General features: G+C 64.0%; 12 protein-coding genes. 8 read left to right on the top strand and 4 right to left on the bottom strand.

Annotated features, from left to right (window positions below; all coding sequences use genetic code 11):
• Positions 1-41: 41 nt before the first annotated feature.
• Positions 42-1,109 (top strand): phosphotransferase, encoded by a 1,068-nt coding sequence (locus U9J33_RS14525; RefSeq protein WP_324696267.1) that lies wholly within the window; start codon positions 42-44, stop codon positions 1,107-1,109.
• A 52-nt stretch (positions 1,110-1,161) separates the two neighbouring features.
• Here U9J33_RS14525 and U9J33_RS14520 read toward each other — a convergent pair whose 3' ends face one another.
• Positions 1,162-3,813, bottom strand: a complete 2,652-nt coding sequence (locus U9J33_RS14520; RefSeq protein ID WP_185996931.1) for a TonB-dependent receptor — start codon at positions 3,811-3,813, stop codon at positions 1,162-1,164.
• A gap of 361 nt (positions 3,814-4,174) precedes the next feature.
• Positions 4,175-4,942 (bottom strand): dienelactone hydrolase family protein, encoded by a 768-nt coding sequence (locus tag U9J33_RS14515; RefSeq protein WP_054436781.1) that lies wholly within the window; start codon positions 4,940-4,942, stop codon positions 4,175-4,177.
• Between the two features lie 79 nt (positions 4,943-5,021).
• Here U9J33_RS14515 and U9J33_RS14510 point away from each other — a divergent pair, with 79 nt between their 5' ends.
• From U9J33_RS14510 to U9J33_RS14490, 5 genes are all read left to right on the top strand, one after another.
• The gene (locus U9J33_RS14510) at positions 5,022-5,849 is read left to right on the top strand and encodes a TonB family protein (RefSeq protein WP_324696264.1); all 828 of its coding nucleotides are present in this window, start codon (positions 5,022-5,024) and stop codon (positions 5,847-5,849) included.
• 265 nt (positions 5,850-6,114) lie between these two features.
• Entirely contained in the window at positions 6,115-7,161 is a 1,047-nt protein-coding gene (locus U9J33_RS14505; RefSeq protein WP_324696262.1) for a mannose-1-phosphate guanylyltransferase, read from the top strand.
• Positions 7,162-7,171: 10 nt separating this feature from the next.
• Positions 7,172-7,987, top strand: coding sequence for a class I mannose-6-phosphate isomerase (locus tag U9J33_RS14500; protein ID WP_324696261.1), 816 nt, complete (start codon positions 7,172-7,174; stop codon positions 7,985-7,987).
• 24 nt (positions 7,988-8,011) lie between these two features.
• Positions 8,012-8,452, top strand: a complete 441-nt coding sequence (locus U9J33_RS14495) for a DUF2721 domain-containing protein (protein WP_054434356.1) — start codon at positions 8,012-8,014, stop codon at positions 8,450-8,452.
• An 82-nt stretch (positions 8,453-8,534) separates the two neighbouring features.
• Positions 8,535-9,803, top strand: a complete 1,269-nt coding sequence (locus U9J33_RS14490) for an MFS transporter (protein ID WP_324696257.1) — start codon at positions 8,535-8,537, stop codon at positions 9,801-9,803.
• Between the two features lie 71 nt (positions 9,804-9,874).
• Here U9J33_RS14490 and U9J33_RS14485 read toward each other — a convergent pair whose 3' ends face one another.
• Positions 9,875-11,635 carry a fatty acyl-AMP ligase gene (locus tag U9J33_RS14485; RefSeq protein WP_185996936.1) on the bottom strand — a complete coding sequence of 587 codons (1,761 nt, stop codon included), beginning with the start codon at positions 11,633-11,635 and terminating at the stop codon, positions 9,875-9,877.
• A gap of 149 nt (positions 11,636-11,784) precedes the next feature.
• Between U9J33_RS14485 and U9J33_RS14480 the strand changes: the two genes are divergently transcribed.
• Together U9J33_RS14480 and U9J33_RS14475 are read left to right on the top strand one after the other, a co-directional pair.
• Entirely contained in the window at positions 11,785-12,330 is a 546-nt protein-coding gene (locus U9J33_RS14480; RefSeq protein WP_324696254.1) for a regulatory protein RecX, read from the top strand.
• Complete coding sequence (locus U9J33_RS14475; protein ID WP_324696252.1) at positions 12,331-12,825, top strand: DUF192 domain-containing protein; 495 nt, start codon at positions 12,331-12,333, stop codon at positions 12,823-12,825.
• 23 nt (positions 12,826-12,848) lie between these two features.
• Here the strand turns inward: U9J33_RS14475 and U9J33_RS14470 are convergent, their stop codons facing one another.
• Positions 12,849-13,859 carry a PHB depolymerase family esterase gene (locus U9J33_RS14470; RefSeq protein ID WP_324696250.1) on the bottom strand — a complete coding sequence of 337 codons (1,011 nt, stop codon included), beginning with the start codon at positions 13,857-13,859 and terminating at the stop codon, positions 12,849-12,851.
• Positions 13,860-14,008: the final 149 nt, after the last annotated feature.

The following is a 14,008-nucleotide window of genomic DNA, read 5'->3' as shown; positions in this document are numbered from 1 at the left end:
AATTGTACAAGCCGGACGGAACCGGCCACGGGAGAACAGACATGCCGGAAGCCGCCATTCGGAAGAGGCCGCAGCAGATTAGCGCCCATGTTCCCCGCACACTCGCGGAGGCGCTCGATCCTGCCTGGTTGACCACGGTGCTCGCCGGGTTCTCGGGCGGGAGGGTGGTATCCGGGGTCGAGACCGTCGAAGTGATCCGCACGGTCGCGACCAAGGTACGGTTCACCGTCACTTTCGAGGGCGGGGAGAGCGGCGCGTTCTGTCTCAAGGGCCTGCTCGACGTGGACGAGACGACCGCACGCGGCGGACCGACCTGTGTTCTGGAGGCTGACTTCTACGGACGGATCGCGCCGACCGTCGATCTCACCGTGCCTGACTGCGTGGCGACGGTGATCGACCGGGGGGGCAGGCAGGCGGTGACGGTGATGCTCGACCTGATCGGACAGGGCGCGACGTTCTGTTCCGCTCTGGATAGTTTCAGTGCCGATGACGCGGTGCTCAGTCTGGGGCAACTCGCACAGCTTCACGCGCGCAGCGACCTGCTGGAAGGGGCAGACTGGATCCGCCCGCGCGTTTCGCAACTGGCGGAGATGACCTACGTTACACCGGAAACGCTCCAGGAGCTGCTGGACGGACCGCGCGGCGACGGTCTTTCCCGGCAAGTCCGCAGCGCACCGCGCCTGATCGCGGGAATCCGGGCGCTGGCGGCCCGCGATGGACAGTGCCCGCAATTCCTCGTCCATGGTGATGCCCATGCCGGAAACGTCTTCCGCCTTGGCGGGGGGGTGGGCCTGATCGACTGGCAACTGCTTCAACGCGGCGGCTGGGCGCTGGACGTGGCCTATCACGTCAATGCGGTGCTCTGCGTGGATGTTGCCGAAGCCGAGGAGCGCAGGCTGCTCGGTGAATATCTCTCGATGATGCGTGGCCACGGCCTGGCAATGCCCGGCGACGAGGAGGCGTGGCGGCAGTACCGCGAAGCGGCGATCTACGGCTATTATCTCTGGGCGATCACCCGCCGCGTCGATCCGCCGATCATCGCCACTTTCGTCGATCGCCTTGGCAAGGCGGTTACTCGCCATGAAAGCCATGCCCTGCTGGGGATCTGACTGCCGAAAGCGGAAGGGCCACGCCGGTGAAGGCGCGGCCCTGCCGGGTCTCTTACATTCCGAAGTGGTACTTGAGGCTCATCCCGTACATGCGCGGTGCGCCGACCGATGCGGTCTCGAAGCCGGTGCCGGATACGAGGCCGGGGTAGAAGTTGTAGTACTTCTCCTTGGTGACATTGGTGGCGAAGAGGGCAAGATCGACCGGGGCTCCCGCGATATTGTTCCAGTTGAAGTTCAGGTTGAGCAGGTCCGTGCTCTGGATGCGGCTGAGGCTCTGGATATAGGCGACCGTGGCAGGGTCGGAGACCGCGCCGGTCTGACAGTTGGGCATGTAGGTATTGGCCGTGCCGTTGCAGCCGAAGTAGAAGCGGTTGGACGGATTGCCGAACATGCTGTCGGTGTGCGTGAATGTGGCACCGAACGAGACCGCACCCACGGATTCCGGCAGCGGCAGCGTGTAGGTGCCGGTTATCGTGACCTTGTTCCTGGGCGAAAGCGCCAGTGGATCGCCCTTGGTATAGGCCCCGGCCAGCACATAGGGAGACCCGGGTTCCAGCGAGAAGGTGTCGATCGAGGTCAGTCTCGTGTTCAGGTAGGTATAGCCCACCTGAAGCAGCAGCCCCGCGAACGGATTGAACGAGGCTTCCACTTCGACGCCCCAGATACGCGACTTGCCGGCATTGACCGGCGCAGCCGTGGGCGAAACCGGCGCCGCCACGCAGTTGCCGTTGGCGTCGACCGACTGGCAGGGGTTGGCGTTGAAGCCGAGCTGGAGCTGCTGGTTCTGGAAGTCGTTATAGAAACCGGCGACATTGAACGTGCCCGGCATGGAACCGTGCCAGCCGGTCTTGGCGCCGATTTCGTAGGCATCGACTTTCTCGGGCTCGAACACGGCAAAGGCCGAGGTCACGTTCGGTGCGATGCCACCGGTGCGGTAGCCACGGGCATATTTGGCGTAGATCAGAACGTCGGTCGTGGGGGTATAGTCGATATCGATCAGCCAGGTCGGCGCCTTGGATTTCTGCTTGATATCGCGGCGGCAGCCGTCGATCGCGCCGGGATCCTGCACGGGCGCATCGGGATAAGTGCAGAACGTGGCGAGGGGGCCTGCCGGGATCGGCTGGAATCCGGGGAAGCTCAGCGGATAGCCGGTAATCGTGGTGGTCTGGACGCTGGTGTTCTTTTCGCGATCCCAGGTGTAGCGGAAGCCGCCGGTGATCTTGAACTGGTCGCTCAGCTTGTAAGTTGCCTGCGCGTAAAGGCCGACGTCGTGGAACGAGGTCCGGCCCGCCGTGGTGTTGATCGCGCCTGCGTGAGAGGTGGGGTCGAAGGCGCCGCCGGAAAACACCGGGGTGATCGCGCCCAGATAGCCCAGGATGTCGTAGCATTCGCTGGCTGCCACTTGCTCCGGCCCGGCGCAGGACTGGATGACCGGTGACTTGGACCCGACCACGTCGAGCGGACGCACCGATTCCAGATAGGCGCCGGCCTGCCAGTTCAGCTTGTCGTCCGTGCTGCGGCCCTGGAGCTGGAACTCTTCGGTGAAGGTCGATTCGTCGGCAGTGCGATGGCCGGGAAGCGACTGGCTGCTGGCGAAGCCGAAGCGATAGCTCGGCAGGCCGATCGGAGCGATGGCGGGGCTTTCGAAGGCGGTGCCGAAGATCGGATTGTTGAACAGGTCGCGCAGTTCGCCATAGCTCACGATGTTCTTCACCGTCAGCGTGTCGCTGGCGTGCCAGGTCGTGGTGTTGATGATCTGCCATGTCGTCAACAGGGAGCGGGCGTTCGGAAGGTCCTGCGCGAAGTCGTAGAAGCCGCCGCCCTGATAGTTCGGACTGTCGGGATCGAGCTGTTCGGCGGCGAAATGGCCCAGCGAATAGGCGGCGTCGGCCGCAATGAGCTTCTGCGCGTCACCATGCGTGTCAGACCGGCTGTACGTCGCGATCGTGTAGTTCTCCAGATCTGGCGTCAGTTCGGCAACCACGCTGAGGCGCGCGGACAGGTAGTCGACATCGTTGAAGTCCTTCGGCCCAACGCCGCTGTTGTTCTTCAGGTAGCCGTCGCGCTTCATGCGGTCGACGCCGAGGCGAACCTTGAACGTCTCGGCCAGTGGAACGTTCAAGACGGCCTGGACGCGGCGCATGTCGTAATTGCCGATCGAGCCCTGGACGTAGCCCTCCAGCACATCGGTGGGCTTCTGCGGCACCAGCAGGATCGCGCCGCCCGTGGTGTTCCGACCGAACAACGTGCCTTGCGGGCCTTTGAGGACCTGGACGTTCTGGAGATCGAAGTAGGCGCCAGGACCGGCGCCGTCGCCTGACGGAAGGCCGTTCGATGCGCCGCGCGGGGAAACCACGTCGGCGAAGTAGACGCCCACGGCCGGTGCGGTGCCGATTTCCTGCACGAAGCCGCGGATCGCGAAGGACGAGTTCTGCGAGCCGAAATTGTTGTTCGCCGAAAGCGAAGGCGTGCTCGTCGCAAGGTCGCTGGCGCTCACCACGTTCCGATTGTTGAGCTGCTCCTGGTTGAACACGGTGATGGATATGGGAACGTCTTGCAGGCGCTCTTCCGTGCGGCGAGCCGTCACGATGATCTCGCCCGGATTGATGGTCGGCGAACTCTGCGCCAGCGCCGGCATTGCCGCCGTGGTGCCGCCAAGCGCAGCGCCAGCCATCAGCGCTGCCCTGAAATTCCTTGCAACCATGTTCGTCCTCTCCTCCGGAAACTGTGTTCTCAGTTGTCGCCGAATTGAACGCCGGGTAGCCGGTCATTGCCGGTCCGTGAGTTACTGCGGTTGTCCAGGGTTGGATAAAGGTGCGGAATTACGACCCGAACTGGGCGTGATCCCGTAATTCCCCAGGTGCCGTCCCTCCCAAATCCCGAGCCGTATTCGGCTTCACAGGTCTTTGCTTCTCAATCCCAAAAGTCCCGCCCGCGTTGATTTTGCGCAGATGGCCGAGACCTCTCTTATGTTTTCGTTCTTTCGTCCGTGCCGGCTTTCAGACCGGGCACGGGATGGAAAATATGCCTCGAAGAGAACTTGCGCAATTCTCTCCTGTAGCGGGTCAGCGCGCTTTTTCGGGTATTCGTTGCTGTAAGGTAACATTTGATGGCGCATCTTCGCCGACCGTTTCGGCTAGCAGCCCAAGAGTGCCCATCCAGGCAATTCTGTGTGCTATTCGGTCATAGGCGATACCGGGTCCGAAGCCATCATGATCGGGATCGGTGAAGGCGTGCCTGGCTTTCGCAAAGCGCGTGACCTGATAGCGGGCGCGGGCGGCACCGAGTTCTGCTTGCAGGGCCTCGACATCTTCTTGCGGGACATAAGGGTCTTCTCCGCCGGTCCAGATCGAGATTTCGGCCTGGATCGTATCCGGCTGGGCAGGCGCATCGGTGGCCAGCAGGCCGTGGAAGCTGGATATTGCCCTTACCGGCTCTCCGCTGCGTGCCAGTTCGAGCACGCATTTCCCGCCGAAGCAGTAGCCGATCGCGGCGATGCGTTCGGGGTCGACACCGTCGAGCCCGCGAACGTGCCGGAACCATGCGACGGTGCGGTCCCGCAATAATCCCGGGGCGGCCATGAGGGCTGCGAACTGCGCGCCTGCGGCTTCTCGCGAAGAGAGGTCGGCACCTGCCTCGTACATGTCCGCGCTCACCACCAGATAGCCCATTGCCGCCAGTTCCCGGATCGCGCGGTCGAAGCTGGGGCCGGGGCCGGTTGCGCCTGGAAACATCAGGACGGCGGCGCCGTTCCATCGGCCTTGCGGCCGTGCGAGGCGGCCCGACAAGCGCGTGCCGTCATGAATGCATGGCAGTGGTTCGAAGCCGGTCATCGGTTCGCTCTCTCCTCGCGCGTTTCACCCTCGTTTTCGAATCGCGTCGAATTGGTGAATTTATGTTCGCAAATCGAGAATGGCTTCAATCAGTGGTCATGTCAAAGCACAGCCGGACATTGCCAGGGATGGCGGCGGCGTGGCATTCGAAGGCATGACCGGGGCCGATCTGAAACCGGCGCGCAAGGCGCGTCTTGGCGCGATAGCGCTGGTGACGATCCTTCATCTTGCGGCGATCGCGGTGCTGATCAGGGCCTTTACCCCGGAGATCGCCGCTTCGATCGCGGGTAGAGTGACGCAGGCCTTCGACATCCCGCTCGACCCGCCCCGGCCTTCACCGGAACCTCGCCCTGAACCCACGCTGGCGGTGACGCCGGTGGCTCCGGCCGCGGAAGGCGGCGCAGGGAGCCCGGGAAAGCGGGCCGCGCCGCGCGCCGTCGCCGTGCCCAGGGCGGTCATTGCCATCAGGCCCACGCAAGCGCCACAAGTCGTGGGGAAAGGGACGGAAAATGCGTCCGGCGCGCGGGATCAGGGAGACGGAACCGGGGCGTCCGGTCAAGGAACAGGCACGGGGGCCGGCACGGGCGGCTCCGGGCGAGGGGGAGGCGGAGCAGCCTCGGGGCCGGTCAAGATCGGCGGCGATATCAATTCGGCGCGCGATTATCCCCGCCGGAGCCGTGATTTGCGATTGGGCTCGGAAGTCATCGTGTCCTTGAAGGTGGGGGTGGATGGACGTGTGAAGGGCTGCCGCGTCATCAGGGCCAGCCCGGATGACGAAGCCGATCGCATCACGTGCCTGCTTGCTGCCGAGCGGTTTCGTTTCCGTCCGGCCCGCGATGCTGCCGGCAAGCCGGTGGAAGCGGAATTCGGATGGCGCCAGCGCTGGTTCCTGAGGGATGCCGGGTGAGGGATCTTCCGGCTGCCTCGCCGCGTTGATCCGATATGGTGGTGTCGATCCTCGCGAGGCAACTCGTCATCCTTTAGCTGATCTGGATCTCCGGAAGCCCCGGATCGGACTAACCGAGCGAAGGCAGGGCAGCCTCTGCCCGAAAGAGATGTTGCCCCGGCAGGAGCTTTGGATGAAATCGAACCTGATCGACTCCGTTGCATTGATGGAAGGTGCTACCATTAACGCGCCCAATGACGCCGATTTGGCCCCTTCATCGAGCCCCATGTCCCAGATCGTTCCAGTTATTCTGTGCGGAGGCAGCGGCACGCGGCTTTGGCCGCGCAGCCGCGTTGCCAAGCCCAAGCCTTTCCTGCCGTTGGTGGGAGAGAGCACGCTGTTCGAGGCGACGGTGTCGCGCTGCCCGCCGGATCTGGGTTTCGCGGCGCCGGTGGTGGTGACGGGACGGCAGCACCTCGAACATGTCGAGGCGCAGCTTCACGGGCAGGAAGGTGCCTCGGTGATCGTGGAGCCGGCCGCGCGCAACACCGCTGCCGCCATCGCGCTGGCCGCCTGCCGCCTGCCGGATGACGCGGTGATGCTGGTCTGCCCGAGCGACCACCATATCGGCCGCCCGGACGTGTTTGCCCGTGCCGCGGCTGCTGCCGCCGCGCTTGCCAGGGACGGCTGGCTGGTGTCCTTCGGCATCGAGGCGACCGCGCCGGAAACCGGCTTCGGCTACCTCAGGCGCGGCGAGGCGATCGAGGGCACGCCCGGTTTCCGCACGGCCCAGTTCGTCGAGAAGCCCGACCTCGAACGTGCCCGCGCCTTCCTGGCTGAGGGCAATTACGCCTGGAACGGAGGCATCTTCGCTTTCCGGGTGAGCGATTTCATGGCCGAACTCGCCGAGCACCGCCCGCAGATCGCCGCCAAGGTGCGCGAGGCCGTGGCGAAAGGCACGCTCGACGGCCACCGCTTCCATCCCGACGCGGCGACTTTCGCCGAAGTGGAAAGCGATTCGGTGGACTATGCGGTGATGGAAAACACCCGCCGCGCGGCGCTGGTGCCGGCCGACATGGAGTGGTCGGACATCGGCAACTGGCACGCCCTGCACGAAGCGCTCGATCGCGACGCCGACGGCAACGCGGCGCGCGGCGCGGGTGAGGCGGAACTGGTGGATTGCCGCAATGTCCTGGTCGACAGCGACGGCCCGCGCGTCTCGGTCATCGGCCTCGAAAACGTCGTCGTCGTCGTCGATGGAAACGACATACTGGTCACCACCGTCCAAGGTGTGCAAAAGGTCGGCAAGCTATCCGGTGCCGTCAACCAGTAAGGACAAGTCGATGAATGCTGCGCTGCCTATCCGCCAGGTTGAAAAGCCCTGGGGTAAGGATGTCCTGCCCGCGCCGTTCAAGGCGCCGGAGGGGAAGCGCATTGGCGAGATCTGGTTCGAACCGCCTGCCGCGCTGCCGGACCTTCTTGTGAAGTACATTTTCACGAGCGAGAAGCTATCGGTGCAGGTCCACCCGAGCGACGCGCAGACGCTCGCCAAGGGGATCGGCAGGCAGGGCAAGGAAGAATGCTGGTTCATCCTCGCCGCAGAGCCCGGCGCCACGCTGGGGATCGGTTTCAACGCGCCGATCAGCGAGGAGGACATGCGCGAAGCTGCGCTTGACGGTTCGATCGAGGGATTGATGACCTGGCACGAGGTCGTGCCGGGGGATTTCTTCTATATTCCCGCCAACACAGTTCACGCCATCGGTATCGGCGTCAGCCTGATCGAGGTGCAGCAGAACAGCGACATCACTTACCGCCTCTACGACTATGGCCGGCCGCGCGAACTTCACCTTGAAGAAGGCATGGCCGTCTCGAAGGGCGAAGTTTACGATCTGGCGAAATGGCACAAGCGGGTGGCGGCGCATGCCACTGAAACCCTGGTAGATGGTCCCCTATTCCTGCTCGACCAGGTTGAAGGGCGCCCTTCGGCCGAAATCGCCGGCCGTTATCCCGACGCCTTGCTGGTCATCCCGCGCGAAGGCACTGTCAGGGTTGCGGGCGAGGCCATAGGGCCGGGCGGCTGCGGCTTGGCAGCCGCGCTGGAGGACGTCGAATTTGCGGAAAACGGCGTCTGTCTGCTGGCCAGGGCCTGTGCAGTCTGAGGCGTGTTTGCCATACAGGACACCATGATCGTCCAGACCATCCAGTTGGCCCTGACGCCGGTGTTCGTCCTCGTGGCGATCGGCAATATTCTGAATATCCTCTCGACGCGCCTCGGCCGGGTGGTCGATCGTGCGCGGACCTTGCAGCAGCTCCATAACGAAACGCAGGGCGCCGAGCATGACATGGTCGTGCTGGAGATTCGCCTTGTCGACAGGCGCATCACGATCATCACCAAAGCCATCCGCTTCATGGTGCTGTCGGCCCTGGCGATCGGCACGACCGTGGCGATCCTCTTCCTGCAAGGGCTGGCCGGGCTCGATCTCCATGGGCTGGCCGCGGTGATCTTTCTGGCCTCGATCGTGCTTTTGCTCGTGGCGCTGGTGCTGTTTCTGCATGAAACGCAGGTCGCCGCTCAGGCGCTCAGCATCCCGCGCGACTATCTGGAACTGCATCGCACCATCTGATCTGCGCTCTCGCGGGTATCGTCCCTGCGGTTGGTGATTTTCGCTTTCCCTTTAGGCTTCTGCGCCGAGGGAGAGAATTGCCATGAACAAGCCGCGCGTGCCAGGGCAGGCCGGGGAATGGAAGTCGGGCTGGACGCTCGTACTTGCCTCGTCGATCGGATTTTCGTTCCTGTCCGTGCTGCTGGCGGGGACGGGCCTGTTCATGGAGCCGCTGTCGAAGGAATTCGGTTGGAGCCGCTCCCTGCTATCCGCCGGGCCAGGACTGGCGACTTTCATCACTGCAATTCTCTCGCCGTTCTACGGTGTCCTGATCGACAAGCTGGGATCGCGAAAGCTGGCCCTGCCGGGCCTCGTTGCCGTCATGGCGGCAACTTGCACCTTCGCATTTGCGAATGGATCGAAAGTGCAGTGGATCGCGCTCTGGCTGGTGTTCGGCGTGCTCCTTACCAGCATCAAGTCCACGATCTGGACCGCTGCGGTTGCCAGTGTGTTCGACAAGGGGAGGGGGCTCGCGCTGGGCTTTACCGTTGCCGGCACCGCGCTGGCGCAGGCGATCGTGCCGCCGCTCGGCAATTTCCTGATTGACGAAGTGGGATGGCGCGGGGCGTTCGTGTGGTTCGGGCTGGGCTGGGGCGGGCTGTCGCTGCTGCTCTGTGTGCTTTTCCTTTACGATGCGCATGACCGCGCGGCCAGGCGGGGCGAGACGGGCGTTTCGCGTGGCGGTGCCCATCTTCCGGGCCTGACCCGCAAGGAGGCCCTACGCAGCCGTCCGCTATGGCAAGTGGCGATCTCGACGTTCGTGGTCATGTTGCTGACCATGGGTCTGGGGATCCATCTTTTTCCGATCCTTACCGAATCGGGGATGAGCCGGACCAATGCAGCCTGGCTCAGTTCGCTGACGGGCGTTGCCGGGATCATCGGCAAGCTGGCGACGGGCGCTCTGCTTGACAGGTTCCGGCCCAACTGGATCGGCGGCCTGACCATGGGGGTGACGGCCGTGACCTTCTTCCTGCTGACCGTGGCGATGGGATCGACGGCAGCGATCGTATTCGCCTTGCTGGTCAATGGCTATGCCGCCGGCACCAAGATGCAGATCTGCGCCTATCTGACGGCGGGCTATGCCGGCATGCGCAGTTTTGGCGCGATATATGGAATGATGTCCGCCATCGTTGCGCTCGCCTCGGGTCTAGGGCCGCTGATAGCGGGCGCGATCTACGACTATTCGGGAGGATATGGTCCGTTCCTGTGGGCCGGGACGATCGGCTGCATTCTCGGCGGCGGGCTGCTGGTGACGCTGCCGGCCTACCCGCGCTGGGATAGCGCTGAGCCCGTGGACGAAGCGATCGCCTGAGCCACCCGAAAACGAAACGGGCCGGAAAAGCGTGTAGCTTTCCGGCCCGTATTCCATTCAGGTTCCGCGGTTCAGGCGGCGAGCTTGAACGGTTCGATCTCGCCCGAAAGGTAGAGCTTCTTGGCCTTGGCGCGGCTGAGCTTGCCCGAGCTGGTACGCGGCAGGCTCTTGGGGGGCACCAGTTCGACCACGCAGTTCATGCCGGTGATCGAACGCACCTTGTCGCGGATCAGGTCGCGCAGTTCGATGCGCTTTACCGGATCGGAGACGCGGCAGTGCACGAGGACGGCGGGAGCTTCCTCGCCATTGTCCATTTCCACCGAGAAGGCCGCGATGTCGCCATGGTTGAAGCCCGGCAGCTGTTCCACGGCCCATTCGATGTCCTGGGGCCAGTGGTTCTTGCCATTGATGATGATCATGTCCTTGGCGCGGCCGACGATGAACAGATAGCCGTTCGCCATGTAGCCCATATCGCCGGTGTCGAGCCATCCGTCGACAAGGCAGGCCTCGGTCGCTTCGGGATCGCGGAAGTAGGAATGCATGACGCTGGTGCCGCGGCACCAGACCTTGCCGATCTTGTGGTCCGCAAGGCTCGCACCGTTCTCGCCCCGGATCACCACTTCCATGTCGAGCACGGGCTTCCCGCAATTGACGATGGCGCGGTAGCGGGCCGGGCGGCTGAGGTCGCGCGGGCTACCGGAGAGGCGTTCTTCCTCGACCAGTTCGACGCGGATACCTTCGCCCGGGGGCATGATGGTGACGGCCAGCGTCGCTTCGGCAAGGCCGTAGCTGGGCAGGAAGGCAGAGGCCTTGAAGCCCGCATCGGCGAAGGCGTTGACGAAGTTCTGCATGACGTCCGGGCGGATCATGTCGGCGCCGTTGCCGGCCAGCCGCCAGCGCGACAGGTCGAAGCGGTCGTCGACATGGCTCTGGCTGGAAATGCGGCGTGCGCAGATGTCGTAGCCGAACGTCGGCGAGTACGAGATCGAGGTGCCTTCGTTGCGGGTGATGAGGTCGAGCCAGGCCAGGGGACGGCGGGCGAAGTCCTCGGTCTTGAGGTAGTCGCCCGAGACCTGGTTGGCGATCAGCGAGAGGAAGCAGCCGACCAGCCCCATGTCATGGTACCAGGGCAGCCACGAGATGCAGCGGTCGTTCTCGGCCAGTTCCATGCCGTGGCTGTGCGCGGCAAGGTTCGACATGAGCGAACGATGCGTGACCGCGACGCCGTGCGGGAAGCGGGTCGAGCCGCTCGAATACTGGAGGTAGCAGATATCGTCCGGGCTGGCCTTGGGCAGTTCGACTTCGGGGGCGTCCTTGCCCGCGAAGTCAGCCCAGGTGGCGTGGCCGCAACCCTGGCGTTCGGCCGCTTTCGCGGTCATCTCGGCGATCTCGTCGGGGCCGACGAGCAGGATCGGGTCCGAGCTGGAAAGCTGGACGGCCAACTGCTCGATATAGTTGTCCTTGCCGCCGAAGCTGGTCGGCAGCGGGAGCGGCACCGGCCAGGCGCCAGAGTAGACCACGCCGCAGAACAGTGCTGCGAAATCGGAGCCGGTTTCGGCGATGAGCGCCACGCGTTCACCCGGTTTCACGCCGCGAGCGACCAGCGCATGGGCGACCTTGATCGAATCCTCGCGCAGCGCGCTATACGGATAGACCTGCTTCAGCGTGCCGCGCGGGTCATGAAAATTGAATCCACGCTGGCCCTGCGCCGCATAGTCGAGCGCATCGCAGAAGGTGTCGAAATCGGCAAACCGGCGGGCAAGCGCGTCCCTGTTGGGGGTGGCGACAAGTGCTTCGCTCGTTTGCGGCACCATGTTGATGGTGTCGTTCATTTCGTTCTAACCCGTTGTTGTTATAACGTTTATCTTATCGGAACCGGGCGCTTCTAACCGGCGTTACATGAACCGGAGATAGCTGTTCCACATGCCAAGTTCCGCGCGCTCTCCCCATTCCGAGCCGACTGTGGCACGAATAGGGCAAGATGTCCGCCAAGCGTCACAATCCACAGCCCCTTACGGGACCCCGCCTGGAAGAATTGGCGCTGGCCTATGTCGCGCGTTTCGCCACTACGCAAGGCAAGTTACGCGATTATCTCCAGCGCAAGCTGCATGAGCGTGGCTGGGACGAGGAGGAACGGCCCGATATCGACCGGCTGATCGCGCGCTACGTGGAACTGGGTTATGTTGACGATGCCGGCTGGGCGCGGATGAAGGCGGGAAGCCTGCTGAGGCGCGGTTATGGGGCGCGGCGTGTGGGCGAAGCGCTCGGCCAGGCCGGTCTTGGTGAGGAACTGCGCGACGAGATGCGGCCCGATGCCGCGGCGGAGCGTCAGGCGGCGGTGGTGCTGGCGCGGCGGCGGCGGCTGGGGCCCTTCGCGCGGGATTTGCCAGATCGGCCTACGCGGGAAAAGCATATCGCGGCGATGCTGCGGGCCGGCCACCGGCTCGACATTGCCCGCAGGGTCGTAGAAGCCGACGATCCTGAAGCGGCCGAACAATGGGCCGAATCTGACTGCGGAGACTATTGAGTGCGCCTGACCCGTTGCTTCGTTTTCGCGTTGGCCGGCCTGATGGCGGCTACGGGATGCTCTCAGGGCGATGACAAGGTGGCGGCCGGTCAGGCGTCGGGCAAGCCCGCGGTTCATTCCGAATCAGGTTTGCCGGTGGTCCCGCTCAAGGTGCAGTCGGGCGGCAGAACGCACACGTTCATGGTCGAAGTGGCGCGCAGCGAAGCGGAGCAGGCCAAAGGGCTGATGTTCCGCACGCAAATGGGGGCTGACGAGGGCATGATTTTTCCGGAGCAGACGCCGCGCCGTGCCGCTTTCTGGATGCGAAACACAGTGATCCCGCTCGATATCATCTTCATCGGGACAGATCACCGCATCCTCAATATTGCGGCGAATGCGGTGCCCTACGATGAAACCCCGCTGCCGGCGAAGGGCGTGGCGATCGGCGTTCTCGAACTTAATGGCGGACGTGCGGCGCAACTGGGTATCAAGCCGGGCGATGAGATGCGCTGGTAGGGCAGCGGACGGCGGGGCAGGGGTCAGTCTTCCCCGCCCAATCGCTCGACCATGGCACGAACCGAACTGAGCTGCGGGCCATAGCGCGTGGCAAAGGCGGTTGACCCGGTATAGCCCCACCAGTCCCAGCAGCCCATCGGGTTGAACGGCAGGGGCTGGCTCTTCTCGACCTGAGGGTAGAGCACGATCAGCCCGTTGGTATCCGCCCAGTTATTGAAGCCGAGTTGGCCGTAGACATCGTCACCCACATATTTCGCGGCCTGACCGCACCCGTGGAATACGACATGTACCGCGCACTTCGCGCCGGATTTCCGACATCCGGCGGGGACGTAGAGGTAGCCGGTGTCGGCCATAGCGCTGAACGGGCTCAGGTAGGGACGCTGGTCGAAGCTGCGCACTTTGCCGGAGAGCGTTTCGGCGCGCGCGCTCAGAGCCTGGCCGAGTATCTGCGTGAGGATTGCGCCGGGCTGATCGTAAGGCTTGTCGTCCACCTTGCAGCGATTGACGTAGGGATCTGCATTGGCATCGCAGGCCCCGCCCAGGGCGATGGACAGAAATGCGTGCCCGGCGGGCAAGTCTGCGATGTAGGCGAGATTGGCCGGCGGGACATGCAGGTCGGTGTAGAAATCGTGCACGGCCTTCATCGTTGCCGAGCCCACGATGCTGTCGGCAGTGCCATGGAAAAGGTAGATGCGCTGCCGGGCGATGTGGGCGATCGGATCGATTGCGCCCAATCCCTGATACCAGTTTGCGGCCCAATAGCTTCCGCTTCCGGAAGGTGTACCCTTCATGCAGGGCAGGGTGGCTGCCAGCCCCATGAGGCCGCAGCCGTAAGGCCCGCCAGCAACGATGCCGGCGCCGATGGTGCTTGCCGAATAGGTCACGGCGTACTGCACGGCCATGAACCCGCCCGAGGACAGGCCCGAGACCGAGGTTCTTGCCGAATCGGCACCCAGCTTCGGCAGTTGGGTGAGTGGCGGCGGCGTGCGGGCTGCCGCAAGGCCGGCATGTGCTGGTGCGAAAGTCGCAAGCACAAGAGCGCAAAGGACAATCCGGAAGAGTGACCATGGAGGCATGCGAACATTCCCCTGTTCGATATGGCGCTTCGATATCGATCAAACGCAGCCTTCGGCATTTCTCCCGAAGGCACGGTGTTCCCCGGCTTGCCACATGTCCAGCCTTG

The organism is Novosphingobium sp. RL4 (assembly GCF_035658495.1).
Taxonomy (GTDB): Bacteria; Pseudomonadota; Alphaproteobacteria; order Sphingomonadales; family Sphingomonadaceae; genus Novosphingobium.
This window is presented reverse-complemented; position numbering and strand designations above follow the sequence as displayed.

Excerpts from the sequence above, each read along its gene's own strand:
- U9J33_RS14520 (WP_185996931.1), bottom strand. The coding sequence starts at position 3,813 with ATGGTTGCAAGGAATTTCAGGGCAGCGCTGATGGCTGGCGCTGCGCTT.
- U9J33_RS14490 (WP_324696257.1), top strand. The coding sequence starts at position 8,535 with ATGAACAAGCCGCGCGTGCCAGGGCAGGCCGGGGAATGGAAGTCGGGC.
- U9J33_RS14525 (WP_324696267.1), top strand. The coding sequence starts at position 42 with ATGCCGGAAGCCGCCATTCGGAAGAGGCCGCAGCAGATTAGCGCCCAT.
- U9J33_RS14510 (WP_324696264.1), top strand. The coding sequence starts at position 5,022 with ATGGCTTCAATCAGTGGTCATGTCAAAGCACAGCCGGACATTGCCAGG.
- U9J33_RS14505 (WP_324696262.1), top strand. The coding sequence starts at position 6,115 with ATGTCCCAGATCGTTCCAGTTATTCTGTGCGGAGGCAGCGGCACGCGG.
- U9J33_RS14495 (WP_054434356.1), top strand. The coding sequence starts at position 8,012 with ATGATCGTCCAGACCATCCAGTTGGCCCTGACGCCGGTGTTCGTCCTC.
- U9J33_RS14485 (WP_185996936.1), bottom strand. The coding sequence starts at position 11,635 with ATGAACGACACCATCAACATGGTGCCGCAAACGAGCGAAGCACTTGTC.
- U9J33_RS14480 (WP_324696254.1), top strand. The coding sequence starts at position 11,785 with ATGTCCGCCAAGCGTCACAATCCACAGCCCCTTACGGGACCCCGCCTG.
- U9J33_RS14515 (WP_054436781.1), bottom strand. The coding sequence starts at position 4,942 with ATGACCGGCTTCGAACCACTGCCATGCATTCATGACGGCACGCGCTTG.
- U9J33_RS14500 (WP_324696261.1), top strand. The coding sequence starts at position 7,172 with ATGAATGCTGCGCTGCCTATCCGCCAGGTTGAAAAGCCCTGGGGTAAG.